28 protein-coding genes are annotated in these 26769 nt (G+C 70.1%); 10 read left to right on the top strand and 18 right to left on the bottom strand.

All coding sequences use genetic code 11. The features are described 5' to 3' along the window. Window position 1: 1 nt before the first annotated feature. From recD to recC, 3 genes are read right to left on the bottom strand one after another with little or no spacing between them, the layout of a single operon-like run. Window positions 2-1846, bottom strand: coding sequence for an exodeoxyribonuclease V subunit alpha (gene recD, locus ABEU20_RS10980; protein WP_420164439.1), 1845 nt, complete (start codon window positions 1844-1846; stop codon window positions 2-4). Continuing rightward, window positions 1843-5136, bottom strand: coding sequence for a UvrD-helicase domain-containing protein (locus tag ABEU20_RS10975; protein WP_420164438.1), 3294 nt, complete (start codon window positions 5134-5136; stop codon window positions 1843-1845). The genes recD and ABEU20_RS10975 overlap by 4 nt, the downstream gene beginning before the upstream one ends. A 14-nt stretch (window positions 5137-5150) precedes the next feature. Then, window positions 5151-8408, bottom strand: a complete 3258-nt coding sequence (gene recC / locus ABEU20_RS10970) for an exodeoxyribonuclease V subunit gamma (protein ID WP_420164437.1) — start codon at window positions 8406-8408, stop codon at window positions 5151-5153. Window positions 8409-8908: 500 nt separating this feature from the next. Here recC and ABEU20_RS10965 point away from each other — a divergent pair, with 500 nt between their 5' ends. Genes ABEU20_RS10965 through ABEU20_RS10955 form a run of 3 tightly spaced genes read left to right on the top strand, consistent with a single transcriptional unit; the run spans window position 8909 to window position 10392 of the window. Continuing rightward, window positions 8909-9136 (top strand): hypothetical protein, encoded by a 228-nt coding sequence (locus ABEU20_RS10965; protein ID WP_420164436.1) that lies wholly within the window; start codon window positions 8909-8911, stop codon window positions 9134-9136. A gap of 60 nt (window positions 9137-9196) precedes the next feature. Next, on the top strand, window positions 9197-9994 hold the full coding sequence (locus tag ABEU20_RS10960; RefSeq protein WP_420164435.1) for a helix-turn-helix domain-containing protein: 798 nt from the start codon (window positions 9197-9199) through the stop codon (window positions 9992-9994). Between the two features lie 11 nt (window positions 9995-10005). After that, a complete protein-coding gene (locus tag ABEU20_RS10955; RefSeq protein ID WP_420164434.1) occupies window positions 10006-10392 on the top strand; it encodes a VOC family protein in 387 nt (128 codons plus the stop codon). A gap of 186 nt (window positions 10393-10578) precedes the next feature. On the opposite strand, the gene ABEU20_RS10950 is transcribed toward ABEU20_RS10955, so the two are convergent. The 7 genes from ABEU20_RS10950 to ABEU20_RS10920 form a co-directional block, all read right to left on the bottom strand. Then, complete coding sequence (locus ABEU20_RS10950) at window positions 10579-11127, bottom strand: LpqN/LpqT family lipoprotein (RefSeq protein WP_420164433.1); 549 nt, start codon at window positions 11125-11127, stop codon at window positions 10579-10581. Further along, window positions 11124-11951 (bottom strand): hypothetical protein, encoded by an 828-nt coding sequence (locus tag ABEU20_RS10945; protein WP_420164432.1) that lies wholly within the window; start codon window positions 11949-11951, stop codon window positions 11124-11126. The genes ABEU20_RS10950 and ABEU20_RS10945 overlap by 4 nt, the downstream gene beginning before the upstream one ends. 98 nt (window positions 11952-12049) lie before the next feature. Continuing rightward, window positions 12050-13051, bottom strand: a complete 1002-nt coding sequence (locus ABEU20_RS10940; RefSeq protein WP_420164431.1) for a WXG100 family type VII secretion target — start codon at window positions 13049-13051, stop codon at window positions 12050-12052. Further along, window positions 13048-13341 carry a hypothetical protein gene (locus tag ABEU20_RS10935; protein WP_139810588.1) on the bottom strand — a complete coding sequence of 98 codons (294 nt, stop codon included), beginning with the start codon at window positions 13339-13341 and terminating at the stop codon, window positions 13048-13050. Before ABEU20_RS10935 ends, ABEU20_RS10940 begins: the two co-directional genes overlap by 4 nt. Window positions 13342-13419: 78 nt before the next feature. Further along, on the bottom strand, window positions 13420-14043 hold the full coding sequence (locus ABEU20_RS10930; RefSeq protein ID WP_420164430.1) for a LutC/YkgG family protein: 624 nt from the start codon (window positions 14041-14043) through the stop codon (window positions 13420-13422). Beyond that, entirely contained in the window at window positions 14040-15554 is a 1515-nt protein-coding gene (locus tag ABEU20_RS10925) for a LutB/LldF family L-lactate oxidation iron-sulfur protein (protein WP_420164429.1), read from the bottom strand. Before ABEU20_RS10925 ends, ABEU20_RS10930 begins: the two co-directional genes overlap by 4 nt. Further along, window positions 15551-16306, bottom strand: a complete 756-nt coding sequence (locus tag ABEU20_RS10920) for a (Fe-S)-binding protein (RefSeq protein WP_420164428.1) — start codon at window positions 16304-16306, stop codon at window positions 15551-15553. The genes ABEU20_RS10925 and ABEU20_RS10920 overlap by 4 nt, the downstream gene beginning before the upstream one ends. Window positions 16307-16519: 213 nt before the next feature. Here ABEU20_RS10920 and ABEU20_RS10915 point away from each other — a divergent pair, with 213 nt between their 5' ends. Continuing rightward, a complete protein-coding gene (locus ABEU20_RS10915) occupies window positions 16520-18187 on the top strand; it encodes an L-lactate permease (RefSeq protein WP_420164427.1) in 1668 nt (555 codons plus the stop codon). Between the two features lie 35 nt (window positions 18188-18222). After that, window positions 18223-18954 (top strand): FadR/GntR family transcriptional regulator, encoded by a 732-nt coding sequence (locus tag ABEU20_RS10910; RefSeq protein WP_420164426.1) that lies wholly within the window; start codon window positions 18223-18225, stop codon window positions 18952-18954. Between the two features lies 1 nt (window position 18955). Here the strand turns inward: ABEU20_RS10910 and ABEU20_RS10905 are convergent, their stop codons facing one another. Further along, a complete protein-coding gene (locus ABEU20_RS10905) occupies window positions 18956-19465 on the bottom strand; it encodes an O-acetyl-ADP-ribose deacetylase (protein WP_420164425.1) in 510 nt (169 codons plus the stop codon). Beyond that, on the bottom strand, window positions 19462-20430 hold the full coding sequence (locus ABEU20_RS10900; protein ID WP_420164424.1) for an ADP-ribosylglycohydrolase family protein: 969 nt from the start codon (window positions 20428-20430) through the stop codon (window positions 19462-19464). The genes ABEU20_RS10905 and ABEU20_RS10900 overlap by 4 nt, the downstream gene beginning before the upstream one ends. Before the next feature lie 64 nt (window positions 20431-20494). Here ABEU20_RS10900 and ABEU20_RS10895 point away from each other — a divergent pair, with 64 nt between their 5' ends. The 4 genes from ABEU20_RS10895 (at window position 20495) to ABEU20_RS10880 (ending at window position 24283) form a co-directional block, all read left to right on the top strand. Then, window positions 20495-21151 carry an NUDIX hydrolase gene (locus ABEU20_RS10895; RefSeq protein ID WP_420164423.1) on the top strand — a complete coding sequence of 219 codons (657 nt, stop codon included), beginning with the start codon at window positions 20495-20497 and terminating at the stop codon, window positions 21149-21151. A 119-nt stretch (window positions 21152-21270) separates the two neighbouring features. Beyond that, window positions 21271-22290, top strand: a complete 1020-nt coding sequence (locus ABEU20_RS10890) for a T3SS (YopN, CesT) and YbjN peptide-binding chaperone 1 (protein ID WP_420164422.1) — start codon at window positions 21271-21273, stop codon at window positions 22288-22290. A 134-nt stretch (window positions 22291-22424) separates the two neighbouring features. Then, complete coding sequence (locus ABEU20_RS10885) at window positions 22425-22874, top strand: DUF7144 family membrane protein (RefSeq protein ID WP_420164421.1); 450 nt, start codon at window positions 22425-22427, stop codon at window positions 22872-22874. Further along, entirely contained in the window at window positions 22871-24283 is a 1413-nt protein-coding gene (locus tag ABEU20_RS10880; RefSeq protein WP_420164420.1) for a hypothetical protein, read from the top strand. The genes ABEU20_RS10885 and ABEU20_RS10880 overlap by 4 nt, the downstream gene beginning before the upstream one ends. A gap of 1 nt (window position 24284) precedes the next feature. On the opposite strand, the gene ABEU20_RS10875 is transcribed toward ABEU20_RS10880, so the two are convergent. The 6 genes from ABEU20_RS10875 to ABEU20_RS10850 form a co-directional block, all read right to left on the bottom strand. Beyond that, entirely contained in the window at window positions 24285-24488 is a 204-nt protein-coding gene (locus tag ABEU20_RS10875; RefSeq protein WP_420164419.1) for a hypothetical protein, read from the bottom strand. A 127-nt stretch (window positions 24489-24615) separates the two neighbouring features. Next, the gene (locus tag ABEU20_RS10870; protein WP_420164418.1) at window positions 24616-24891 is read right to left on the bottom strand and encodes a hypothetical protein; all 276 of its coding nucleotides are present in this window, start codon (window positions 24889-24891) and stop codon (window positions 24616-24618) included. A 3-nt stretch (window positions 24892-24894) separates the two neighbouring features. Further along, on the bottom strand, window positions 24895-25056 hold the full coding sequence (locus ABEU20_RS10865) for a hypothetical protein (protein WP_420164417.1): 162 nt from the start codon (window positions 25054-25056) through the stop codon (window positions 24895-24897). 51 nt (window positions 25057-25107) lie between these two features. Continuing rightward, a complete protein-coding gene (locus ABEU20_RS10860; protein ID WP_420164416.1) occupies window positions 25108-25485 on the bottom strand; it encodes an SHOCT domain-containing protein in 378 nt (125 codons plus the stop codon). A 23-nt stretch (window positions 25486-25508) separates the two neighbouring features. After that, window positions 25509-25820, bottom strand: coding sequence for an SHOCT domain-containing protein (locus ABEU20_RS10855; RefSeq protein ID WP_420164415.1), 312 nt, complete (start codon window positions 25818-25820; stop codon window positions 25509-25511). A 16-nt stretch (window positions 25821-25836) separates the two neighbouring features. Next, window positions 25837-26301, bottom strand: a complete 465-nt coding sequence (locus tag ABEU20_RS10850) for a DUF6325 family protein (RefSeq protein WP_420164414.1) — start codon at window positions 26299-26301, stop codon at window positions 25837-25839. Between the two features lie 173 nt (window positions 26302-26474). Here ABEU20_RS10850 and ABEU20_RS10845 point away from each other — a divergent pair, with 173 nt between their 5' ends. Further along, window positions 26475-26753, top strand: a complete 279-nt coding sequence (locus ABEU20_RS10845) for a GNAT family N-acetyltransferase (protein ID WP_420164413.1) — start codon at window positions 26475-26477, stop codon at window positions 26751-26753. The last annotated feature ends 16 nt before the right edge of the window (window positions 26754-26769 follow it).

The raw sequence follows: 26769 nt of genomic DNA, 5'->3' as shown, positions 1-26769 counted from the left end.
GTCAGCCCCGCCGCAGCCCACTCGCCCGCAGCACCCGCCGACCCACAGCGGCCCGCACGGCCGCCTCGGTCCCCACGATCCGCACGTGCGTCCGCGCACGGGTGATGGCCGTGTACAGCAATTCTCGGGTGAGCAGCGACGACTCCTCGCCCGGCAGGATCACCGAGACCACGTCGTACTGACTGCCCTGGCTGCGGTGGATCGTCATGGCGTACACCGTCTGCACCGACGCCAGGTGGCTCAGGTGCACCAGATAGGGCTCCTCGCCGCGCGCGAAGGCCGCGACCAAGTCGCCATCCGAACCCTCGACCACAACCCCGGTGTCACCGTTGTAGATCCGCATCTCGTGGTCGTTCGCAGTGACCATCAGCGGCTGCCCGGCATACCAGCGGTCCGGGTCGAGCCGGCCGCCCGTCGCCTCGCCGATCCACGTCATCGCGTTGCGCGCCCACCACGACGCCCCGAACGGGCCCTCCCGGTGCGCACACAGCAGCCGATGCTTCTCCGACGCCCGCACCGCGCCCGCCGCATCCCCGGCCAGTGCGGCCGCCGTCACCTCCGCCGACGTCGACACCACATCAGCGCGCAGCCCCGCCAAATCCTCCGGGTCGACGAATGACACGTCCGCCGCCCCGCTGCGCAGAATCTCGAGCGTGCGGTCCTCGTCACCGTCGCGCACCGCCACCGCGAGCTGCGCGATCGCCCCACCGAACCGGCGGCCGCGGCTGAGGCGAATCACACCGCCCCGCAACCGGTCCCGCTCCGTCGCACTCAGCGCCGCCTCGGCCGGATCGTCCGACGCCGACAGGTCCGCGCCCACCACCCGCGCCAGCACCGGGTTCTCCACGCCGGTCACCGGCCGCGCCACCAGGTCGGCGAGCACCGCTCCGGCGTCCACCGACGTCAACTGGTCCGGATCACCGACCAGCACCAGCCGCGCCTCCGGCCGCACCGCCTCGAGCAGCCGGCACATCATCGTCAGCGACACCATCGACGTCTCGTCCACCACGATCACGTCGTACGGCAGATGATTGGTCTCGTTGAACCGGAACCGGCTGGTCCCCCGCTGCCAGCCGAGCATCCGGTGCAGCGTCATCGCCGGCAACTCCGACCGCAGGCCGACAAGCTCCGCCTGCTCGCGCACCGACTCCTGCAGCCGCGCCGCCGCCTTGCCGGTGGGCGCCGCCAGCCCGATCCGCAGCCCCGGCTGCTGCCGCGCGAGCAGCGCCAGCACCCGCGCCACCGTGTGCGTCTTGCCGGTACCTGGCCCGCCGGCGATCACCGACGTCCAGTGCGTGGCCGCGACGGCCGCCGCGATGCGCTGCCGGTCCGGGGCGTCCGACGGCCGTGACGGGTCCGCGAAGTCGCGGAACAACTCGCCCAGCCCGGCCCACAGCAGGTCCTCGTCGACGACGGGATGGCCGTGCGCGCGCTCGTCCAGGATCCGGCGCACGGTCTGTTCCTGCCGGTAGTACCGGTCCAGGTACAGCAGCCCGTCCACCAGCCGCAGCGGGCGCAGCGGACCGGCCTGGCCACCGACGACGAGGGGGCTCGACGCCAGCCCCTCGGCGACGACGGCGTCGTCGGGCCACGGCAGCGCCGCTGGATCGACCTCGAACTCCTCGTCGACCGTCACCTCACGAATCCGGCTCAGGTCCAGGCACACCGAGCCCGAGCGCACCGCCCGCACCGCCAGCGCCGTCGCCAAGTGCACGGGCTCGCGGGTCTCGCCGCCGAGCGTCGCGAGCCGCAGCGCGACGTGCACGTCGGCGGCCTCGAGCACCCCAGCCTCGTTGAACTCCCGCAGCACACCCTTGCCGCGCTGCGCGACGCGTGCCTCGATCATGCGTTCTCCTCGGCACTCGCCGCCAGCAGATCCGACAGCTCCACCACCAGCGCGGCGGGCGGATCCCAGTCGAACACGCCCGCCCCGTCCGGGGTGTCGGGGCCGACCATGCCGCGCACGAACAGGTACTGCACCCCGCCCAGATGCGTCGCCGGGTCGTACCCGGGCAGCCGCCAGCGCAGATAACGGTGCAGCGCAACCGCATACAGGAGCGCCTGCAGCGGGTAGTGCGAGCGCATCATCTCCCCCGCCATCGACTCCCGGGTGAAGTCGGCGGTGGTCACCTCGCCGGGCGCGATGCGGTTGGTCTTGTAGTCGACGATCACGAACCGGGGCCCCTCGCGCCGCAGCACCGCGTCGATGCTGCCGGTGAGGTAGCCGCGCAGCGGCGTCGGATCCAGCGTTGCGAGCCGGTCCGCGTACGGAGCGAGGACGTCGTCGGACGGCAGATGTTTGCGCAGCAGGTCCACGATCCGGTGCAGCGTCACGGTGAGCACCGCCGGGTCGTCGCCGCCGGCGAGCGGCAGCTCGAAGTCCAACTCCGGCAGCCGGTCCCGCGGGGTGATGTCGGCGAGGGTGCCGCCGCCCGCGAGGGGGCTGCGCAGCACCGGCAGCAGCGCGTCGGCCAGCGCCACCGGATCGACCTGCGACATCCGTGCGGCCACGGCCTCGCGGCAGTGCCGCACCAGCTCGGCCTCGAGGTCCGCGGCGGCGGTGTCGACGTGTTCGAGGATCTCGTGCACCAGGGTGCCGAACACCGCGCCGTAGGGCATGTCGTTCATCGTCGACGGAATGCCCAGGGCGGGCGCGGCCGCGATGAGCGCGGGCTCCTCCGGCTCGTCCTCGATCTCGGGTTCCTCGGCCTCGCTGGTGACTCCCGGATGCTCGTGCGCCGACGCGGTGAGCGCCGTGTACGACGTCCGCCGCCACCCAGCGTCGAGCACCCGCGTGAACACGGCCGCCTTCAACTCCCCGGTCTCCTCCTGCGGCGGCGTCCACGACGGCTGCGGGATCGGATCGGCGCCCACGGCCTGCACCTCCACCGTCACCGGCGCGGCCTCGGCCCAGCGGGTCAGCTGCTCGGCGACCACCGGATCCTCCTGCACGCCCACCTTCTGCGGGACGTCCGACTCCCCCGGTTCGCGCCCGAACAGCATCCGGTGCAGCGGCGCCTCGTTGGTGGAGTACGCGGGCGCCCACCACAGCACCAGCTGGCACTGGGCGCGGGTGAGCGCGACGTACAGCAGCCGCAGGTCCTCGCCCGCGGCCTCGGCGTCGCGCCGACGCCGGCGGTCGCCGTAGCCGGGACTGCCCTCGCCGCCGATGTCGAGGATGCGGCGGCCGTGCTCGTCGTGCAGCAGCAGCCGGTTGGGGTCGGCGTAGCGGCCGGTGCTCCACCCGAACGGCACGTACACAATCGGGTACTCGAGGCCCTTGCTGGCGTGCACGGTCGCGATCTGCACCGCGGCGGCGTCGCTGTCGAGGCGTCGGCTGCGATCGCCACCACCGGATTTCGGGTCCTTGATGCGGTCGGTGAGCCAGCCGGTGAGCGCGGTGAGCCCGAGGGATTCGTCGACGGCGACCGCGCCGAGCAGCTGCCCGATGTGCCGCAGGTCGGTGAGCGTGCGCTCGCCCGCGGCCACGGTCAGCAGCCGCGCCTCGAGCCCGGACTCGGCGGCGAGCCGCTCGAACAGCGCCGCGAACCCGGACTGCGCGAACACCGTCGCCAGCTCCCGCAGCTGCCCGCCGACCCGGGCGACCACCTCGTCGCTGCGGGCGTCGACGTCGGCGGCGGTCCAGCCGATGAGCGGGGTGAGCGCCGCGAGCCTCACCCGGTCGGGGCGGTGCGGCTGCTCGAGCGCCTGCAGCACCTGCAACCAGTGCGTGGCGGCCGGGGTCTCGAAGACGCTGGTGCCGCCCGCGAGAACCGACGGCACACCGACCCGGTCCAGGGCCTCGCGGACCAGCGCGATCTGGGCGTTGGTGCCGGCGAGGATCGCGACATCACCGGGCTCGACGGGCCGCGTGACGCCATTCAGTTCCAAAGTGGCGCCGCTGCCGAGTAGTTCGACGATGTCGGCGGCCACGTCCGCCGCGACCCGCGAACGCAGCGCCCCGACGGCCGGGTAGCCGGAGTTGTTGAGCCGTCCGGCACCCGCCCGGGACAGGTAGCGCAGCCGCAGCGGCGCCGCCCCCCGTAGCCGCGACCCCGGCTTGGCCGCCGACACCGGATGCACGACGATGTCGCGGTGCCCGAGAGCGGCGCCGCCGTGCAGATGACCCAGTGCGGCAACCAGATCAGCGTCGCTGCGCCAGTTGGTGGTGAGCTCCTGGTGGCTGTGCGCGGACCCGACCGCGTCGAGGTAGCTGAGCACCTCCGCGCCCCGGAACGCGTAGATGGCCTGCTTGGGGTCGCCGACCAGCACCAACGTGGAGTGTCCGTGGAACGCGGCGCGCAGGATCCCCCACTGCTGCGGGTCGGTGTCCTGGAACTCGTCGACCAGCACCACCCGGTAGCGGTCGCGCACCCGGCGGCACGCCGCCTCCCCGTGTTCGGGGTCGGTGAGCACACCGTGCAGCAGCGCGGGCAGGTCGTCGAAGTCGCGGATGCCGGCGAGCCGCTTGCGGCGCTGGGTCTCCTGGCGGACGGCGGTGGCGAACGCGACGGCGTCCCCGGCGCGGGTGCCCTCGGCGTCCTCGGGGGCGAGGACCGACTGCGGATCGAAGATCGCGGCCCGGGCGGCGGCGCGGGCGTCGGCGGGGCGCAGCGTGCGGGAGTCGGCGCGGGCGAAGCGGTGCAGGAACAGGTCGGCGATCACCTCCGCGACCAGGTCCTCGGCCTCCTCGACCAGCACCGCGTCCGGGTCGCGCTCGCCGGCGATCCCGAGGCCGTCGAGCATGCGCTGGCAGAAGCTGTGGGTGGTGACGATGGTGCCGGCGTCGAAGTCCGACAGCGCCTGCATCAGCCGTCGGCGCCGCAGCGCGACCTCGGCGTCGTCGGTGGCGGCCAGGTGCGCGACGAGCGGGTCGTCGCTGCCGCGGGCCGCGGCCGGGTCTGCCAATCCGGCTGCGGCGGAGGCGAACCGCTCGCGGGTGCGTTCGCGCAACTCCTTGGTGGCGGCGCGGCTGAACGTGACCAGCAGCAGCTGCGAGAGGTCGATGTCCTCCTCGGCGACGAAGCGGGCCGCGAGCCCGACGATGGCGTACGTCTTGCCGGTGCCGGCGCTGGCCTCGAGCACGGTGGTGCCCTGCGGCAGCGGCGCGAACAGGTCGAAGGCGGTGTCGGTCATGATCGCGGTGTCCGTCACGGTTCCCCCAGGGTCTCGGCCGCGAGCAACGGCCCCCACAGCACCGCGGCCTCGGTGCCGAAGCAGCTCGGTTCGTACGCCCCGGGCGGTGCGGGCTTGGCGGTGAGCACCGCCAGCTCGGCGTCCGGCCCGTGCACGAACCGGGCGTGCCGGTCCTTGCCGTCGCCGAAGTCGCCGGTCCATGCGCGGTCGGCGGCCACCAGTGCCAGCTCGATGGAGCGTCCCCGGAAGCGCTGGTCCGCGTATGCCGCCGACGACGCCGCGGTCATCGGCAACGGCTCCACCAGCCCGCGATCGCGCATGTCGACCAGCCGAGTGAGGATCTCGGCCGCGTTCTCCGGTGCAACCAAGGTCGAGCGCATCACCGGGGTGCGCCCGCTGCCGCGGCCGGTGGTGACGGCGGTGAGGTTCCCGGACCGTCCGGTGGCGGTGACGGCGAGCAGCCGCACCCACGCCCCGATCCGGTGCTTGGGCGCCAGCCGGGAGAACGTGGTGCGCGCGATCACCTCGCCGTGCACACCGTCGACGGTGCCGACCAGGCGTCGTCGGCCCAGGTCGACGTCGATGTCGACGGCCTCGGACGGCCCGGCGTGCACCGGCGTCGACGCGCGGGCCAGCGAGTCCACCGTCCATTCGATGTCCGAGAGTGCGGCGTCACCGAGCCGGGCGGGCGGCAAGGTGCCGCGCCGCCACTCCGCCGCCCGGAACGCCGCCGGGTCGGCGCCGGCCAGCCGGGCGCCGAGCATCCGCTCCCCGATCCCCCAGCGCGCCAACGGGTCGAGCTCGAGGTCGAGGGTGTCGGCGACGTCCTCGTCGAGGTCGGGCACCCGGAAGCCGAGTCGCTGCCGCAGGAATCCCTGGATCGGGTTCTCCAGGAACGAGATCAGTTCGGCGAGGTCGACGTCGCCGGGCTCGACCGGTGGCAGCGGTTCCGGCAGGAACGCGGGCGCCGGCACGGACGGCTGCTGCGCGGCGCGGGCACCGCCGAGTGCGGCGTGGTCGAAGCTGCGTGGGCCCACCGGGTCGAAGTTGCGGGGATCGAAGGGCTGCAACGGGTGCCGCTGGACGACGTCCGCGCCCGCCATCGCCGCGAGCACGTCACGCAGTTCCGCGAGCGGCACCGCGGGCGGGCGGGATGTGCCGTTGACCGGGTCGGCGCCGGTGTAGAACAGCAGCAGCCTCTCACTCGCGGACATGATGGCGTCGAGCAGCAACTGGCGGTCCTCGCTGCGCGGATCCCGTTCCCCCAGTAGCGGATCGCGGGCCAGCACGTCGTCGCCGTCGATACCGGTGCCGCGGGGGAAGACGTCGTCGTCGAGCCCGAGGAGCACCACCACCCGGTGCGGGACGGAGCGCATCGGCACCATCGTGCACACGGTCAGCTCGCCGGTACGGAAGTTGGCGCGGGTGGGGCGGCCGGCGAGGCGCGAACGCAGCATCGCCCGCACGTCCGCGAGCCGGAGTTGCGTGTCGCCGCCGTGCTCGACGGCCGCCGCCAGCTCGCGGCGCGCCTGTCCCAGCTGCCACGCGTCGGCCTCGGCGACGTCGACCAGCAGGTCCAGCGCCCGGGCCAGCGCCGCCGACCACTGCTCGGCCGACTGCGGTCCGGTGAGCCCGCGCAGCGACACGTCGAGCCGGTCGACGTACTCGGCGAGGCGCCCGGTGAGGTCGATGTCGTTGCTCTCGACGTCGTCGAGCGGCAATGCGAGCGACAGCCATTCGCCGTCGGCGTCGTCGGCTGCGGCGCCGAGCAGGATACGGTCGAGTGCAGCCTTGAGGGTGTTCTGTTCGAACTCGCCGAGCCCGAACGCGCCCCGCTCGCGGCGGCCGATCCCCCACCGCGCACCCGCAGCCACGGTCCACTCCCGCATGCGTTCGAGGTTGTCGTCGTCGAAGCGGAAGCGTCGCCGCACGGGCGCGGTCGCGGCCAGGTCGAGCACCTGGCTGACGGTGACCCGGGAGTCCGCGAGGTCGAGCAGCGTCGCCACCACCCCGAGCACCGGATTGGTCTGGTGCAGCGCACGATCCGCCAGCCGCACCCGCAGCCGGTGCCCCGGATGGGTGAGTGGGCCCTGCACACCCTGACCGAACGCGGCCCGCACCAGCGGCGCGTACGTCTCGACGTCCGGGCACATCACCACGACGTCGCGCGGCTCGAGCGTCGGATCGTTCTGGAACAGGTGCAGCAGCCGCTCGCGCAGCGCCTCCACCTGCCGGGCCGGGCCGTGGCAGGAGTGGATCTCGACGGTGTCGTCCACCGGCCATGACGACGGCTCCCGGTCCGCGGCGATGTCGGACTGCAGCTGTCCCAGCAGCGTCGCCGGACGCGACGGCCCCGGGTGGTGCACGTCGACCATCCCGATGGAACCGAGCCGCGACTGCAGCTCCCGCACGTCGCGGGCGAGGCTGGCGAGCAGCGGGTGCGCGACGTCGAGCGCGCGCACGTCGTCGGCGCGGCGACGCGGCGGTTCGGTGTCGGCGAGCTCACCCCACATCTCGATGCTCGGATGCGGGATCCACACGTGCACATCTCGATTGGCGCCGAGCGCGGACAGCACCGCGATCTGGTCGGAACCCAACCGGGTGGGACCGAACAGCGACAACCGTTCGGGCAGCTCGAGCAGCCCCGGCTCGTCGCGCAGCCGCGCGCACGCGGCGTCGAGGCACTCGGCGGGACTGGGGCTGCCGATCCGCTCGCGCAGCTTTCGCCACAGCTGGGCCTGCCAGCACAGGTCGGCGTCGAGCGGAGCGAATCCGTCGGTGTCGCGGCCGGCCGCCCAGTCGACGAGCATCGCCGGGCGCTGCGAGCCGTAGGCGCGGAACAGTTCGGCCAGGTGCGCGGCGGTGCCGTAGCGGCGACCGGCGCGGTGGTCGTCGGCGCCGTGACCGAGATGTCGGGCGAGGACGGTGCACCACGGCTCGGCCAGGCAGTCGTCGATCACCTGCAGCAGCGTCCACAGCATCCGCGACGGGTGCCAGGGGTCGTCGTCGACGTCGTAGCCGGTGGCGGCGGCGAGCGCTTGGTCGATCAGCCGATTCGGCGACGGGAAGTCGATGTTGGCGGCGACCCCGTCGTGGCCGGAATCACCCGCACCCAGCACATGCGACAGCCGCTGCGTCAGCCAGCGTTCGACGCCCTTCGCGGGGACCGCGATCACCTCGCGCTCGAACGGGTCCGCAAGGGGCGTGACCAGCACCTGAGCGAGCGCGGACGCGAGCGTGCCGGCGCTCTCGGCGCGGTGCAACGTCAGCAAGTGCGGATCTCCCTACGGTGTCGGCGACTGTGCAGCATCGGCCAAGCATTATCACACCGATCCGACGAGTCCGACGGCTCGGGAAACGGTGCGAACCTGTTGCTAGGCTGCCCCGCGACAGTAGTAGCCAGGGGGGCGAGTTGTCAGAATTATCCGCGGGGGCGGACTCCATACCGACCGACCGGACAGCCATCACGCTGGCCACCCGTGAATCGGACACCGAACCGCGGCACACGCTCGCCGCACCGCTGCCCGCCGTATGTGCGGTTCACGGTTCTCCTGCCGGACACAGTGTGGCGGTACTGGTGAGGACCAGTCCGAAGGAAGAGATTGACCTCCGCCGCTACCTGCTCGGCGGGTTCTTGGAGATCCTCGCGACGTCGCTCTCTCGACTAGTCGATGCACCCGCGGTTCGAGCCGAGTGGCCGGTGTGCGAGTCCTGCGAGAGGAAACGACGCCGACACCTGCGCGGGGCGGCAGTCGTCTCCACTGTCGGGATCGTGCTCGTCGTTGTCGCGATGGCCCTCGCGGTCGCGGATCTGCGCGGGGTCGTCGCGACCACTGCCTTCGTATCCGGCTTGATCGCGCAGCCAGTCGCAGTGCTGTTGCTTCATGCCGTCAGGCCGCAGAAGCTGCTGCACGCCACCGCGACACCCGACGGCTCCGCCGTGATCGTCACCGACCCGCACCCCGCCTTCGCGGCGGCGGCGCGGGACCTCCAGCGGTAAGCCCGACGCGGCGGCCTCGAACTCTGGGGCCGAGCCCTCGGCAAGTGTGACAATGCATGAGTGGATCTCCGTCAGGCCTGTCGTGCCGCGGGCATCGGTGTGGTGTCCGTCAGCACCCACGACGGCCCGGAGCGGGTGCACCGCGCCGTCCCGACCCTGACCACCCGCCTCGTCGTCAGCCTGGGCGCCCCCATCGAGGTCCGCTACGACGGCCACACCACGCATGACCACGCCGTGCTGACGGGGCTGATGCGACCCGGAGTCCCGACCTCGGCCACCGTGCTCCGACCGCAGCAGCCGACGGTCTACGTCGAGTTGACGGCACCCGCCCTGCAACGGCTCGCCGGGATGCCGCTGAGTGAGCTGGATGCGGGCGGTGTCAGCGCCGATGCGGTGCTGCCGTGGCTGGAGTCGCTGCGCCAGGAGTTGGCCGGCCGCCCGGCCCATCAGCGCGAAGCGGTGCTGCGCGGGCGCCTCCTCGAGCGGCTGTCGGCGGGCTGCAGCCAGGGCAGCGAGGACGCCTTCCGAACCCTCGCCCTGATCGACGCCCAAGACGGAACGATGTCGGCCGACGAGCTGGCGCGCGCCGCGCACCTGAGCCCCCGACGACTGCGGGACGTCATGGCGCAGGCGCTGGGCGTCACCCCCAAGTTCGCGTCCCGGGTTGCACGCCTGGGAGCGGCCGTGAACCGGGCCGGCGCGGGCGCCGCGTCCTGGGCCGACGTGGCCGCCGCCTCCGGCTATCACGACCAGAGTCACCTGGTCCGCGACTTCCGCGACCTCATGGACACCACCCCGACCGCCTGGCTCGACGAAGAGGGCCGAAATTTACAAGGCTGGCGCCGCCCTCAGCCGTGACGATGGAGCACATGAACAGTCAACTGCTCCCCAAACTGCTGGTATCCGACGCCGATGCGGCGATCACGTTCTACCGCGAGGCGCTCGGCGCCGAACTCGTCATGCGGGTGGCCGACGACGACGGCATTGTCAACCATGCCGAACTCGAGGTCGACTCGGCCGCATTCGCCCTCGCCCAGAGCGTCCCGGAATGGGGATGGAACGATCCCGCCGCGACCGGCGGATCACCCGTCCTGCTGATGATCACCGTCCCCGACCCGGACGCGACGGCGGACCGCATGGTCAGCCGCGGCGCCGAGTCGGTGATCCCGGTCGAGAATCGCCCCTACGGCAAACGCCAAGGCCGAGTGAAGGATCCGTTCGGTCACGTGTGGATCGTCAGTGGAGAACCTCGCTAAGTTCCACGGTCACCGCCGCGGCGGTGGGCCCGCCAGCGGAGGTCGTCGTCGAGCGGCGAGGGCCCGCTGGGTGGCACAGATCGACCCGGCCACGTTCGAGTAGCGGCGGCAGGGCCGCGAGCACGGTGTTGAACGCGCCCACTAGCTTGATCCCGATGATCCGGGGACGTCGCCGATTGGCGCGTGTCACACCTGGATGTCGAGAGCGGAATTGAGCACCATGACGTCGGTCGCCAACGCTTCCGACGTGTCCGCAAACGTGGTCACGGTCAACTGCGTCAGATAATGGCGTCCACAACGGTCCACGACAACAAATCGACTTGTCGCGGCGAAAATACTGTCGCCGACGGCAAATGACCCGCTCACGAACAGCGAACGACGGCCCTGAAAGTCCGCGAACGACACTTCTTCCTCACGCCACTCCGGCAACAGGGTGGACGATTTTCGGGCGGCTTCGAGGAGGTCGTCGACCACCGCACGGTTGGAAAGCTCTCCATGCAGTACGACCGCGTTGGGGGTGAAGGTCTCGGACCCGGCACCCGGCGCCGTCAGCACCAACCACGCCCCGGGAAAGAACTCGGGCGCGAGCCGCGTCCATCCGGGCAGGAGTGGCACCGTCACCACCGGAACGCTCGGATCCTCGGTGCGGCACGGGGAACACCGCAGACAGTTCTCGTCCAGGAAATCCTGCAGCGACCCACGTCCGGTCGAACTGTCGTTGACGCCGCAAGTCATCGCGGCGCCGAAGATTCCCGGGTGACTGACGCCGACGTCTGGGCCCACAGGCGCGCTCGGAGTGGTGGTGGGGTCAGGAGCGCGCTAGCACCAGAATCAGCGAGCGAGCGTCGCAGCGGCGCCGATTCCCGCAGTGCCAACATCACTGTCAGCAAAGTGTTCGGTTCCGCTACGAGCAAATGAGCGTCGATTCTCACCCGGTTGGGCTCGTCGAAGCGCAGCCGACTCGATTTCGGAAGCGCTGGCCCACTGATCAACCAGATGATGGGATTTCGAACCTCGAAGACTCCGCGCACCACCTGTTCGTCGGCCTCGAGCTCAACGATGTCGTCCCACGGGACGAAGGTATCGACCGTCCGCGTCGACCACAGCCGGCGGAGCGTGACCATCCGTCGGACACCGCCCGGGTACAACCGCACCTCTTTCACTGAATGGAACCCGAGGAATGCCGCGAACAATGCCGACGCCGCAATGCCTCCCACGGTGAGCAGATGGGCTTGTCCGCGGTCGTCAGCGGCGAGCGGCCCCGCATCGACACCGAGGAACCAGCCTGCTGCGACAACGAGACCGACCACTGACGTCGACCCGAGGCCCACCAGGAGCGGAGCAAGGTGGCGCCGACTCGGAATGGCGATCCCGGCTCCGAGGTCGTCCTGGCTGACGACGATCCTCTTCGACAGCCGCAGATGACGTACTCCGGCAATACCCACCAGCCCCACCGTCGCAAAAGCGGCCAGCAGAGTCATGGCAACGCCGACGAAGAACGCCGCGGGTTCGTTGACAACCAGGCTTTTGAGAACCGCCACTGGCATGACGAGCGTCATACCCCCGGTCACGACAGCGCCCGCCAGCGGAAACCACCGCAGCCGCTGAGGCCACGCCGGCACCCGATTCGCTATCCCCATCGCCTTCATCCCGTCCGTCAACCCCATACCCGCTGTAAGCCCTTCGATCCGCCGTAGGCGGCCACACCACCTGCGAGCGCACCCACCACCAGCCCGACAGCCGTGCCGAGTCCCGGAACTGCCGAACCCGCGGCGGAACCAGCCACTGCACCACCCGCGATAGATCCCAACCAACCGCCGGCGAGAAGTCCGAAGCCCGCGCCTGCAACCTCCGTTGTGACTGCCTTCGTCGTATCCATGCCGCCGTCGATGTCGTTCGCAATGGCAGGAACAGCACCCAGGACCACACCGAACGGGCCCATCCCCCGACCTATCAGCCGCGCCACATCATCACCCGAGGCTGCCGCTGCACTGACGAGTCCTCCCCGCGTCGCGTCCACCATCAGACCCACTGTCGACGCGGCCACGGTGGCCGGCACGTCCGGCTTCCAACTGAACTCACCGCTACCAGAGTCTTCGATTCGGCCAGGTACCGCCGCCTGCCCTGCGGAAGTCACCGCCGACAACGAATCACGCACGCGACCGATCACCTGCGTTGCCGCAGAATCCGCTTGTCTCAGCGCATCGACAACTGCGATGGTCAGCCCCGCTGCCTCTCGCTCGAGCTCCACGCGCGCAACGTCGCGTGCCGCAGGAGGTGCAAGAACGAGCCAGCCGACGAGCCCGCTGGCATCCACTGTTCCGTCGTCGGCGACCTTGAATCCCCGAGTTCGGACGCTGCGCACCAGTGAGGTCAGATGTTCACGAACCGACGCGATGGAGGCTGCACCCTCGCGATACGCCTGCGCTACCTCACCCAACGCGGCGGCCACACGTCCCCCGGTCGAACGTTCTCGTTCGACTCGGGCAGTCGCCGAATCGGCGGCAATGCCGTCCCAGGACTCGACGAGCGTGTTCTGGCCGGCAGCAAGATCGCCCATCCTGTCGTCCAGCTCAGCGATGAGACGGTCCACGCCATCAGCGGTGAGTGCCAATGCATCCGGGTTCCAGGAAAGTACCTGAGACACCGTCGGACTCATGACGGGGCGTCCATCGAGTCGAGCTGGCTTCCGAAGTCGGTATCGCTGACGTCGTAGTTCTCGGCCGATCCCCGTGCGATCTGCGACATTGCGGTAAGCCGCAGACAGATGTTCTTCAGAACCTCCGCTACCGCCGCGTACCCGTCCGGGCCGAGCTTCGAAAAATCGGTCCCCTCCACCGCATCTTGCGAATCCACGAAAGGTGAACTCACATCGGCCGCGGCCAGCGCATCACTCGTCGACGCCGAGATCTCCGCGAACTTCCTCAGCGTCGCCGGATCCACCTTCATCGAAACATCCCCCCAGAGTTTCTTCCCCTGGAGAGGGACGGTATCAGGGCCTCGAACGAACGGCCGCAGAGGCGCGGGTCAGCCCACGATCACCACATGCAGATTCCGCGGACCGTGCACGCCCTCGACGCGTTCGAGTTCGATGTCCGACGTCGCCGACGGCCCACTGATCATCGTGGTGGGCCGCTCGGGCACCAACCGTGCCATCGCCTCGGGCACCCCCACCTCGATGCTGTCGACGGGCACCACGCACACGTGCAGGTCGGGAACGAGAGTCAGGGCGCGACGGCCCTGGTCGGGGCTGCCGTCGAGGAAAATCGTGCCGGTCTCGGCGCACGACACCGCGGACGCGGTGACGACACCGTCCAGGTCACCCAGCTGGGGCGCCGGCACGGTCGGCGAGTCCACCACGACCTCGCCGTCGAACCGGGACAGCCACGAATCGTCCAGTCCGGCAGGCACACCGACGCGGCGCGCGCCGACCTCGCCGAGCACCCGGGCGAGCACGTCGGGCAGCTCCGCAGCCGAGCTACGGTGCACCACGGCCTTGTAGTCCACCAGCCGATCGACCAGCAGCTCCACGCGATCGGCGTCGGGCATCGTGCGACCCGTCCGGTACGCGCGCGGAACCTCGACGGTCTTCGGGGGCGCCAGCGTCAGCGCGTCGCGGACGCGTCCCATGATCACGTCACGCGAGCTCATCGCTGACCGTCCTTCCGTGCGTCGGCGATGGCCGCGCGGCCCTCGGCCGAATCCCACCACTGCCGGAACGTCTGCTTCGGCGGCGCCGGGATGTCCCGGGCGTCGGTCCACCCGCTCAGCGGCGGCGGCAGTGTCGAGATCTTGCCCTTCTTGCCGGCCACGACACGTCCGAGCCCGGCAGCCTTCTGCGCCAGCGTGAACCGCTTCGCCGACGACATCGCGATCGACGCCGCCTTCATCGCGGCGGCCTCGGCGCCGAAGCCGGACTTCTCCACCTTCTGGTGGCGCAGCTCGACCAGCAGCGACGGAATGTCGATCTTCACCGGGCACGCCTCGAAGCACGCACCGCACAGGCTGGAGGCGAACGGCAGCGTCGAGTTGGGGTCGTCCTTGCCGTCCATGCCCGCCAGCTGCGGGGTCAGGACCGCACCGATCGGGCCCGGATACGTCGACCCGTAGGCGTGGCCACCGGTGCGCTCGTACACCGGACACACGTTGAGGCAGGCCGAGCAGCGGATGCAGTTGAGCGCCTCGCGCCCGACACTGTCGGCGAGGGCGGCGGTGCGGCCGTTGTCGAGCAGCACCAGGTGGAAATTCTGCGGGCCGTCGTCGGGCGTGACGCCGGTCCACATCGACGTGTAGGGATTCATCCGCTCACCGGTGGACGAGCGCGGCAGCAGTTGTAGGAACACCTCGAGATCCCGGTAGGTGGGGATCACCTTCTCGATGCCCATCACGGTGATCAGCGTCTGCGGCAGCGTCAGGCACATGCGGCCGTTGCCCTCGGACTCGACGACGCCGAGCGTGCCGGTCTCGGCGATGCCGAAGTTCGCGCCGGAGATCGCGACCGGCACCGTCATGAACTTGTGCCGCAGGAACTTCCGGGCCGCGGCCGCGAGATGCTTGGGGTTGTCGTCGAGCGCGGGGTCGACGCCGTCCATCTCCATCAGGAAGATCTCCCGGATCTCCGAGCGGTTGCGGTGGATCGCGGGCACCAGGATGTGCGACGGCTTGTCGTGGCCGAGCTGCACGATGAGCTCCGCGAGATCCGTCTCGTAGGCGTGGATGCCGTTGGCCTCGAGGTGCTCGTTGAGTTCGATCTCCTGCGTGGCCATCGACTTGACCTTGATGACCTCGTCGGAGCCGGTCTCGCGGACGAGCCGGGTGACGATCTCGTTGGCCTCGTTGGCATCGGCCGCCCAGTGCACGACGCCGCCGCGCGCGACGACGGCGGCCTCGAGCTGTTCGAGCAGCTCCGGCAGCCGGTTCATCACGTCGGTCTTGATCGCCGCTCCGGCGTCGCGCAGGTCCTCCCAGTCCGGCAACTCGCCGGTGACGGCGAGTCGCTTGGCCCGGATCGTGTGGGTGGCCTTGCCGATGTTGCTGCGCAGCTGCGTGTTCGCGAGTTCGTGGTGCGCCGCGGCCGGGAACTTCTCGGTGCCGCGCAGGAAGCCCACACCCTTGGGGGCGCGCGGCGGGAAGGCCGGCAGGCCGAGTGCGACGTCGCTCATGCGGTCACCTCCACGCTCGACTCGACCGAGGCCAGGATCTCGGCGAGATGCACCGTGCGGGTGCCCATCTGCAGCCGCGACATCCCGCCGCCGATGTGCATCAGACACGACGAGTCGCTGGCGCAACAGTATTCAGCGCCGGTGTCGCCGATGTTGCGGATCTTGTCGGCCAGCATCGCCGTCGACGTCTCGGCGTTCTTGATCGCGAACGTGCCACCGAAGCCGCAGCACGCGTCGGCCTCGGGCAGCTCGACGAGGTCGATCTCGCGGACCGCGCGCAGCAATTGCAGGGGCTTGTCGCCCACACCGAGCATCCGCAGCGAGTGGCACGTGGGGTGGTAGGTGACGCGGTGCGGGTAGTACGCGCCGACGTCGGTGACACCGAGGACGTCGACGAGCAGTTCCGACAGCTCGTACGTCTTCGCCTTCACGGTCTCGACCTGCCCGCACAGGGCGGTGCTGCCGTAGCGGGACGCGACGATCTCATGCTGGTGCCGCACCGACCCGACGCAGGACCCCGACGGCGCGACGACCGCGTCGATCGAGGCGTCGCCGAAGTTGTCGGCGTAGTTCGCGACGAGCGGGAGCGCGTCGGGCTGGTAGCCGGTATTGACGTGCATCTGGCCGCAGCACGTCTGCCCGGGCGGGAACACGACCTCGTGTCCCAACCGGGTCAACAGCAGTGCGGTGGACTTGACGGCATTCGGGAACATCGTGTCCCCCATGCACGTCGCGAACAGCGCGATTCGCATGCGATTCTCCAGGCGATCGTCGGTGTGGTCTGACCACAGTAACGCATGGTCACAGCCTCGACGCAACAACAGACACGTTTCTGCCGCAAGTTTCGTGCAGCGCTCGAATGTGATCGGGGTCATGGTGTACGGTCCTGTGGTCTGACCACACAGCGGTCATATCCGGCCTGCCCCCGAACGCCGTCTACCCGCGGCGCAATCCAGGAGTTTCATGTGGAAACCGAGACCCTCGCGGTGACCTTCACCCCCGCGACCGACGCCGTCGGCGGCAGCCTCACCGCCTCGGCGCTGGTCGGCCTCGTCCCGCTGGCCACGTTCTTCGTGCTGCTGGCCGGCTTCAAGCTCAAGGCCTGGTACGCCGGGCTGGGCGCGCTCGCCGCCGCGGCCCTGGTCGCGATCGTCGGCTTCGACATGCCGGCCTCGCTCACCGGACTGTCCGCGCTGCAGGGCATCGCGTTCGGCCTGTTCCCGGTGATGTGGATCGTGGTGACCGCTATCTGGTTCTACGAACTGACCGTCGTGAGCGGACGCTTCGAGGACCTGCGCCGGGTGTTCAACTCGATCGGCCGCGGCGACATGCGCGTGCAGGCCATGCTGATCGCCTTCTGCTTCGGCGGCATGCTCGAGGCCCTCGCCGGTTTCGGCGCACCCGTCGCGATCACCGGCGCGATGCTGATCGCCCTCGGTATGCCGCCCATCCGCGCCGCGGTCACCGTCCTGGTCGCCAACACCGCACCGGTTGCGTTCGGCGCCATGGCCATTCCGATCACCACCGCCGGCAACCTCACCGACATCCCGGCGACCGAGATCGCCGCCGTGGTCGGGCGTCAGACCCCGGTCCTGGCGCTGTTCGTCCCGCTGCTCCTGCTGTTCCTCGTCGACGGCCGGCGCGGCATGAAGCAGGTGTGGCCGATTGCGCTCGTCACCGGCGCGGTGTTCGCAGTCGCGCAGTTCTGGTGCTCGGCGCACTTCTCCTACGAGCTGACCGACGTGGTCGCCTCCCTCGCCGGCCTGGCCGCCGCGGTGATCATGCTCCGCTTCTGGGGACCGAAGACTCCCGACGATCAGCGGTCGAAGGTCGAGGCCGAAGCGCTGAGCCCGTCTCGCGTGTTCATGGCGCTGTTCCCGTATCTGCTGGTGGTCGTCGTCTTCGGCATCGCCAAGCTGTGGACCGTGGGCGTCGACATCCCGAAGTGGCTGTCGGGCACCGACCGGAAGGTGGAGTGGCCGGGCCTGTTCGGCAACCTGCTGACCGGCAGCGGCGATCCCGCGTCGAGCGCGATCTACACCTTCTCGTGGCTGTCGAACCCCGGCACGTTGCTGTTGATCTGCGGCGTCATCGTCACGATCGTGTACGCGCTGTGGACCGACGGCGGTCGCTTCCCGCTCACTCCGCGCCTGTCGGCGGCGACCTTCGGCGTCACGCTGGTGAAGATGCGGATCGCGATCGCGACCGTCGCGACCGTCCTCGGCCTGAGTTACGTGATGAACCAGTCCGGCCAGACCGTCGCGATCGGCACCTGGCTCGCCGCCACCGGCGCCGCCTTCGCGTTCTTCTCGCCCATCCTGGGCTGGATCGGGACCGCGGTCACCGGCTCCGACACCTCCGCCAACGCGCTGTTCGCCAAGCTGCAGCAGACCGCCGGACAGACCGCCGGCATCGACCCGACGCTGCTGGTGGCCGCCAACACCTCCGGCGGCGTCGTCGGCAAGCTGGTGAGCCCGCAGAACCTCACCATCGCGGCGACGGCCGTGGGCCAGGCCGGCAGCGAACCGATCCTGCTGCGCAAGGTCATCGGCTACAGCCTCGGCATGCTGGTGATCCTGTGCACGCTGGTCTACCTGCAGTCCACGCCGGTCCTCAGCTGGATGCTGCCGTGACCGCCGACGATCGACACCGCCTAGGCTGACGTGTCATGTCGTCCGAACCCACTCACCCCGACCTGCTGGTCACGGCGCACCCGCGCGCGTGGGAGCACGTGCTCAGCAGGGTCGAGGAGATGATGGTGTCGGGCGAGCTCGCACCGGGACAGCGCCTCCCGGGCGAACGCACCCTCGCCGCCGATCTCGGCGTCGGGCGGTCGTCCGTCCGGGAGGCGCTGCGCGTCATGGAGGCGCTCGGCCTCCTCAAGGCGCAGACCGGATCCGGCCCCAACGCGGGCGCCATGATCGTCTCCCGCCCCACCGGCGGTATGACGATGCTGATGCGCATGCAGGTCGCGGCACACGGCTTCCCGGTGTCCGACGTCGTGCAGACCCGTCTCGTGCTCGAGTCCGAGGTGATGCGAACGCTCGCCGTCCAGCCGACGGTCGATCTGGGCACCGCCGTCGAACTGCTCGATTCGATGGACGAACCGTCGCTGACGTCCGACGAGTTCCTCGTGCTCGACGCCCAGTTCCACGTTGCGATGGCCGACGCCGCCGGCAACCAGGTGATCGCCGCGATGATGGCCGGACTGCGCGCGTCGATCGAGTCGTACGTGGTGGGCGGCGTGGACCGGATCGCCTGGCCCACCACGTGCACCCGGCTGCGGCACGAGCACCGCGGCCTGGTCGAAGCGGTCACGAACGGCGACGCCGACCTCGCGCAGCAGCGGATCGTCGCCCACATCCGCGGCTACTACGAGGGCCTGCGCCACGACGCCTGAGTCACCCCACGGCGCGCCGCATCAGATTCGCGACGTGCGACTCGAACGCAACCAGGGTCACCACGTCGACGGTGGTGCGCGACGCCCGGATCGCCGAGACCGCCTGCTTCACAGCGTCTTCCGTGGGCCATCCGAACGCGCCCGCCGAGATCAGCGGGAACGCCACGGTCCGCGCGCCGAGCCCGTCCGCCACCGCGAGGCTGCGGGTGTAGCAGGAGCGCAGCACGGCGGACCGGTCCTCGTGGCGGGAGAACCGCGGGCCGACCGTGTGGATCACCCACGACGCGGCGAGGTTTCCGGCGGTCGTGGCGACCGCCGCACCCTCGGCGAGCCCGTCGGGCAGCGTCGTCGACCGGAGCTCGCGGCACTCGGCGAGGATCGCCGGTCCGCCGCGGCGGTGGATGGCGCCGTCCACCCCGCCGCCGCCGAGCAGTGTCGAGTTGGCGGCGTTGACGATCGCGTCGACCCGGAACGTGGTGATGTCGCCCTCGGCGACGTCGATGACGGTCATTTCTGTTCTCCGTTCACAGTGGTGGTCGCGGTGGCTCGCGACGCGATCTCGAGGCCGATCCGGACGAGGTCGTCTCCGCGGTAGCCGGGCCAGCCGTGCAGCATCGCGCGCCAGCGTTCCGGCACCGCCGACGCGCCCCACCGGGCCCCGAGCAGTCCGCCCGCGATGGCCGCGGTGGTGTCGGTGTCGTGGCCGGCGCGAACGGCGCGCTCGAGCGCCGCGGGCAGCTGTCCGGGCCCCTCCGGCGTTCCGGTGATCGCCCACCACGCCGTGAGCAGGGCGTCGACGACCCAGCCGTTGTTCGGGAAGTCCGCGGGCGTGCCGGTCTCGGCGGTGTCGAGCAGCGGCGACCAGTACGCGCGGGTGCCGGGCTCGGCCACCGCGAGGTAGCCGCGCACGCCGTCGAACGTTCCGTGCAGCACGGCGTGCCGGATCGCACACGTCCACATCTCGCACGCCTCGACGGCCCGCTCGTCGTGATGGGTGAGCAGGCCGATCGCCCGCGCGGCCCGCACACAGCGAGCCTCGTCGTCGAGGAACGCGAGCGCCACCGGTGCGGTCCGCATGAGCGAGCCGTTGCCACCCTTGCGCCCCGGCACCGCCCATGCGCGCTCCCGCATCGCGGCAGCGTCGACGGGGCGCGTGGACAGCACCGCGCGCGTCTGGTTCCCGATGTCCGCGGGGTCGGAGTCGTACCAGCGCACGAACTGGGCGGCGATCGCATCCAGCCCGGCATCGGTGGCGATGTCGACGCCGGTGGCGGCCGCCTCGGCGATCGCGAGCGCCATCGACGTGTCGTCGGTCCACTCTCCCGGCGCGAACGCCCCGATTCCGCCACCGATCATGTCGATCACGGTGTCCGGACGCGGCGTGGTGAATTCGTATCCTGCGCCCAGTGCGTCCCCCGCCGCGGTGGCCAGCAGTACACCCCCGACGCGATCGGCGCGAGTTTCGTTCAGCTCCATGCGGAACCCCCTTTAGATCAATGTTGCGCTAAAGATTAGATCATGGGTGCGCTAATCTGCAAACGTGAACGACAAGAGCCTCACCGACTACCCCCGCCCGTCGGTCGCCGTGGACGTCGCGGTCCTCACCGTCGACGACCGTGGACTCCTCGTGGTGGTGGTCGACGGCCCGCGCGGGCTCGCGCTCCCGGGGACCTTCCTGCATCCGGGCGAACGCCTGTCCGACGCCGCCGACCGGGCCCTGAGCACGAAGGCCGGGCTCACCGGCACCGATTTCCACCAGCTCGCGATGTTCGACGCACCCGATCGCGACGATCGCGGCTGGGTGCTGTCGATGGCCCACGGGGCGGCGCTGCCGGCCGGCCGACTCCCCCACGACGTGCGACTGGTGCGGATCGACGACCGCAGCCCCGGCGAGTTGCTCGCGTTCGACCACGCCGAGATGGTCTCCCATGCGGTCGACGACCTACGCGCCCGCTACGCCCGCCACGTCGATCCGTCGGAGCTGTTGCCGGAGGAGTTCACGGTGCTCGAACTCCGCCGGCTCTACGAGGCGGTCTACGGGCGGCCGCTCCCGAAGGACACGTTCCGGCGGCTCGTCGTCGAGGCCCTCGAGACCACCGGACGGAGCAGCAGTGGCGGCGCCGGACGGCCCGCCGAGATCTTCCGCCGCACCGGCACCGAACTCCCCGCCGGCGCGACGGCGCTGCTCGCGGGCTGAGCGGCCACACGCCGGGGTCGCCGTCCACGATCCTGTCGTAGGTCCGCGCTACGTTGATCACCACATCACGCGGAGGACCGATTCCGCAGTGCGGCGCCATCCGGAATGACAGGGGGCTCATGTTCGATTCCGAAACCTTCGACGCAGCAATCGACCGGTCCTGGAACGGTTTCCAGCGCCGGCTCGCCGACCACCTCGCCGCGATGCGCAACGACGACGTCCTCGTCCTCGAGTGGGCCGAGGAATCCACGGTCGAGGGCTTCGCCCCGTGGGTGCAGTTCCTCGTCTGGGACGACGTCATGCTGCGCGGTGAGGTGTCGTCCAACGCCTACCTCGCGCCCCGGCACCAGCTGGCACCGGCAGCCGAGAACATCCTGCGCAATCTCGGCTGGTTGGCGCCCACCCACGGGCCCGACGAGGATCCGGACGAGGGGTCGTCGGCCTTCTTCATCGACCGCGAACAGCGATGGGCCGACCAGTGCGCCGCCATGACGGTGACGACACTGCGCGAGGTGTGGAGTGTCCCGCATCCGAGTTTCCTCCGCCCCGAGATCGTCGGCACGCTCGCCGGAGCAGATCTGCTGGGGATCCCGGACGTCGGCGCCGACGACGAACCCGGTCGTCCACAGGTGGACGACACCCACGCGATCGTGCCCGACGATCCGCAAGAGTTGCGCGATCTGATCGCCGGGGCCGTCGAGCAGGCGCTCGGATTCACGCCCCGACTCGACCAGGACGGCGACGTCATCGTCACGCTCGACGATCAGCCGGTGTTCGTGATCGCGCATCCCGATCAGCCACTCGTGCGGGCGTGGATGCCGTTGCTGCACTCGATCACCGGCCGGACGCGGGCCGCGGAACTGATCTGCGACCTCACCCGGCGCTGGCCCGCCATCCGCTTCACCCTCGACGAGGACCGGTTGAACGCGTCGATCGACGTCTCCGCCAACCCGTTCGTGCCGCGACATCTCGCCGACGCACTCGACCAGCTGAGCCGTTTCGCGGCATCCGTGGACGCCGCCTTCGCCGCCCGGTTCGGCGGTGCCCGCATCGTCGACGATTCGCCGGACGACGGGTTCGACGGCGACGCACCGACTTCCCGCGACCCGTCCGACCACGAACCGAAGGGTGCCGAATAGCGGCGTCTCTCGGGTGGCGGCGTCCCGCCCACCTCTGACGGACGCGGCAACCTCGGCAAACACCGTCCCGGACGGGCCCGTTCGGCGCACAATCAGATTCCGTGGATGATTCGGCGCCGACGGAAGGGGCAGCCATGTCCGACCGCACGCCCGACCACCGGACGCCCGACGGGCTTTTTGCGGGCGACTCGGTGGTCGAGCAGGCCGTGGCGAAGGGGACCGCGCTCGGCGGCGCGGTCCTGCTCGTCACCGTCGGCCTGCTCGAAGCCTTTCAGGGCCTGTCCGCCGTCGCCGGTGACAAGGTGCTCGATCTCGACGCCGACTACCGATTCCAGCTCGGCGAGACCGAATGGGGATGGGTCCACGTGGTGCTCGGGCTGGTCGTCGCCGCCGCCGGCGCGGCGCTGTTCACCGGAAGGCCCTGGGCGCGGATGGCGGCCATGGTGATCTGCGGGGTGTCGATTCTCGTCAACTTCGTGTGGCTGCCGAACTATCCGATGTGGGCGATCTCGATCATCGCGCTGAACGCGGTGGTGATCTGGGCGGTGGCCACCTGGAACCCGGAGGAGACCTCCCAGCCATGACGAACGACACCGGTAACGGTCTGCTCGACAACGACGAACGGGCGGAACTGCGGCGCCTTCGTGCCGAGGTTGCGACGCTGCGCGGCCAGGTCGCCGAATCGGGTTCGGCCACTGCGGCGCCCGCCCGCCCACCACGGCACACGTTGCGCTGGATCGGGGTGACCGTACTGCTCGTTCTCGTCGCCGTGCTGGCGATCGTCTCGGTGTCGTCCCGCTTCGTGCGCAGCCAGATCCTCGACACCGACCGCTACATCACCACCGTCGCTCCACTCGGGGAGGATCCTGCGGTTCAGGCGGAGGTCACGAACCAGATCACCGACGAGATCTTCTCCCGGGTCGACATCGAATCGCTCACCGCGGAGGCGCTGACCGCGATCTCCCAGGGCGCCAACCTCGCAGAGAACGCGCCTCGCGTGAGCCAACTCGTGGTGGGCCTGTCGCCCGTTCTCGCGAGTCAGGCGAAGGGCTTCGTCGAGGACACGGTGGCGACCTTCGTCCAGTCCCAACAGTTCGAGGACCTCTGGATCCAGGCGAACCGCCGGGCCCACAGCGCGCTGGTGTCGGTGGTGACCGGCAACTACGGGATCAGCTCCGTCGAGGTCGACCAGAGTGGCACCGTGAGCATCTCGCTCGGGACCGTCATCGACAACGTGAAGGCCGCGCTGACCGATCGTGGCTTCACAGTCGCCCAGAACATCCCGGCGGTCGACAAGCAGTTCGTGTTGTTCCAGTCCCCGAATCTGGTGAAGGCGCAGCGCGCGGTCAACGCACTCGACAAGGCGTCAGCGATCCTGCCGTGGCTGGGCATCGCGTGCATCGCCGGGGCGGTGGCGCTCGCACCGCGCGGGCGGCGACTGCGCACGGTGTCGCTCGCCGGACTGTCGGTCGCGCTCGGGATGCTCGTACTCGCGGTCGCGATTCTCGTGGCCCGGGCGCTCTATCTCGACGACATTCCGACCAGTGTCCTGTCACCCGATGCCGCGACGGCGGTGGTCGACACCGTGCTGGTGCCGCTGCGCACGAGTCTGCGCGCCGTCGCGGTCGCGGCGCTGGTGGTTGCGATCGGCGCGTACCTCGTCGGAGGTTCCTCGTCGGCCGTGGCCGTGCGGCGGGGGTTCGGGCGTGCCGTCACCGTGGTCAATCGCCCCGTCCACGGCCACACCCCCAACGGCGTCGAGCGGTGGGCGCACCAGCTACGGGTCCCGCTGCGCTGCACGATCATCGGGATCGCCGCGTTGCTCCTGGTCTTCTGGCGCTACCCGACCGGTCTCGTCGTGTTCTGGATCGTCGTCGGCGCCCTGCTCGCCCTCCTGGTGCTCGAGATCCTGGCCAGGCCCACCCGCACCGACGTCGACAGTGATGGTGCCGAGCACACGCCGGACGCGGAACACGTCTCCTCCACGAACTGAGTCACCGGTCGACCGCTGGCAACTGCGCACGCAACCGCCGCCGTCCGCTGACGACGGTGGTGAGCCACCCTGCCCCTACGACGACCTGGCCCACCAGCAGCGACGAGGGCAGTGCCAGAAGCTCCCACCCGGTGGTGCCGAACCCGAGCGCCCACACGACGATCCACACGGCGAGGCCCACGGTCACCCACTGTCCGAGCGCCATCAGAAGAACGCCGGTTCCGGCCTGCCGGCGCCGACGTGCGAGGCATCGGAGGATTCGCCCACGACACCCGCCGTGCACACCGCTGCCGGGAAGGGCCAGATCCGGCGGGCCTCGAGATAGGCCCGGCTCACTCGCCGCGCGAGAGTCTCCACCCGGACCGGATCGCGATGACGGCCACGAGCCACCCGAGCACCGCGCCCGCCAGGGGGAAGGCGAGTGCCGGCAGCAACGACGCGGGCTGGATGGCTACCGAGACACCGCTGTACGTGTCGTCGCCGACGTACGCGAAGTTGGTCCGGACGGGTCCGGACAGCCACATCCAGTCGACGACAGTGACGACCGCAAGGACGAGAAGCCCGAGCACGAGCCCGAAGCAGTCCGCCAGGACCTTCAGCGCACGCATCGTTCAGCTCACCGACTCCGAGGTCGCGGCCGCCATCTCTTTCGCAGGATGCGCCAGCGCACGCCCGTCGGGCATGGACGTCCGGTAGGTCCCCACGTAGGCCGCCCGCTGGAGTGTCAGTACCTCACCGGCGTCGTCCATCATCAGCGCCACAACCGATTCCATGCCAGTGCACTATTCCAGGCGCGACGGGTGATGCCCGTCAGGCGTGGCGGCTCAGCTCAGCGCCCGTTGCTTCCGCTCCTGGAATTCGGCGTCGTCGATGAGTCCGGCGTCGAGCATCTGTTTCGCCTCGTGGATCTGGTGTGCGCGTGAACCCCGCGATATCCGCTCCACGTACTCGTGCTCGGCGTGTTCGACCCGCTCGAAATCGGAGTGCGCCCGGCGCGCCATGTCGTCGCCCTTGAAGATCACGTACACCAGCGTCGACGCGAACGGCAGGAAGATCAGGAAGAGGATCCACAGCGCCTTCGCGACACCCGACATCTTGTGATCACGAAACAGATCGGCGAACACCGCGAACAGCACGATGAGGTACGCGCCGAAGAGGAAGCAGGCGAAGATCACTCCGACGACGCTCCAGAAGCTGTCCATCTTCGACTCCTCCTCGGGTTCGGTTACGACGCCAGAATCCGGGCCTTCTCCGCGGCGAACTCCTCGTCCGTCAGCACGCCCTGAGCCTTGAGCTCGCCGAGCTGGGTGAGGGCGCTGATCCGGTCGACGCCCGCCGGCGCCTGGGCCGGTGGCGGCGGAGGGGCAGCCTCGTACTGCGGCACCGACTGATACTGCTGGGGTGCGGACTCGTACTGGGGCGCGGGCTGCTGTGCGGCCCAGCGCTGTCCCTGCCTGCGCGACACCCTGTTGGACACTGCGGTGGCGGTGCCCGCGACCACGGCGGTGCGGGCTACGCCTCGGAGAAGTCCCGGCATGATTGCTCCTCGATTGTCAGCTGGTGGCGTCGAGCGCGTCGAGCGCCGACAGGACTCCCTGCACGGGGACGCGCCCGGACGCTACGAGTTGCGCCCCCTGCCGGCGCAGCGCCGTCGCGAACGGCGCGGCCCAACTGTTCTCGTAGACCAGGATCGCGCCGGACCGGCCGGGCTCGAGCGCGACCGCGGCCTCGTCGAGATCGGACCGGTCGAGCAGACCCGACGACGCCTCCGCGAAGAGCGTGATGTCGACCTCGGCGCCGAATCCGAAGTCCTCGATCGCGAGACCGACCACCGAGCCGTCCTCGCCCTTGCGGACGAACACCAGGTCCAGGACTCGGATGATCCCGCGCTCGACCAGATCGATCAGGATCGGCAGTGCCGATCCGTCGGGATCCTGCCCGGCAGGGAACTCGACGACCGCGTAGTCGATGGGGCCGAGTTCATCGAACTCCGAGTTGTCCAACTGCTTGTCGTCCACCGCACGACCTCGATTCCTGATGACGGAAGAGCCTCGATGCTGCGCTGTCAGCAGCCACCAGTATCGCATCGACGTGCGGCCCCGAAGCGGTGTTCGGCGGGAATAGACCGGACGGGATCCAGCTTTGTATCGAGGTAACGTGCGATCGTACGCAAAACGAAAGGAGCCCGGCCGTGGCGAACAGGATCGAGCACAACGCGGGCCAGAACCGCTTCGAGATCTACGTCGACGACACCCTCGCCGGCTACGCCGACTACGTCGAGGCACACGGGGTCCGCGACTTCGGGCACACCGTCACCGAGCCGGACTTCCGCGGTCAGGGCATCGCCGGCCAGGTCGTCAAGGCGGCCCTCGACGAAACCCGCGAGCAGGGACTGAAGATCGTGCCGTCGTGCTCGTATGTCGCGAAGTACGTCCAGTCGCACCCCGAGTACGCCGACCTGGTCGCGTAGCCCGGATTTCCGTCGA

It is taken from the genome of Rhodococcus parequi (assembly GCF_046042785.1).
GTDB lineage: Bacteria > Actinomycetota > Actinomycetes > Mycobacteriales > Mycobacteriaceae > Prescottella > Prescottella parequi.
This window is presented reverse-complemented; position numbering and strand designations above follow the sequence as displayed.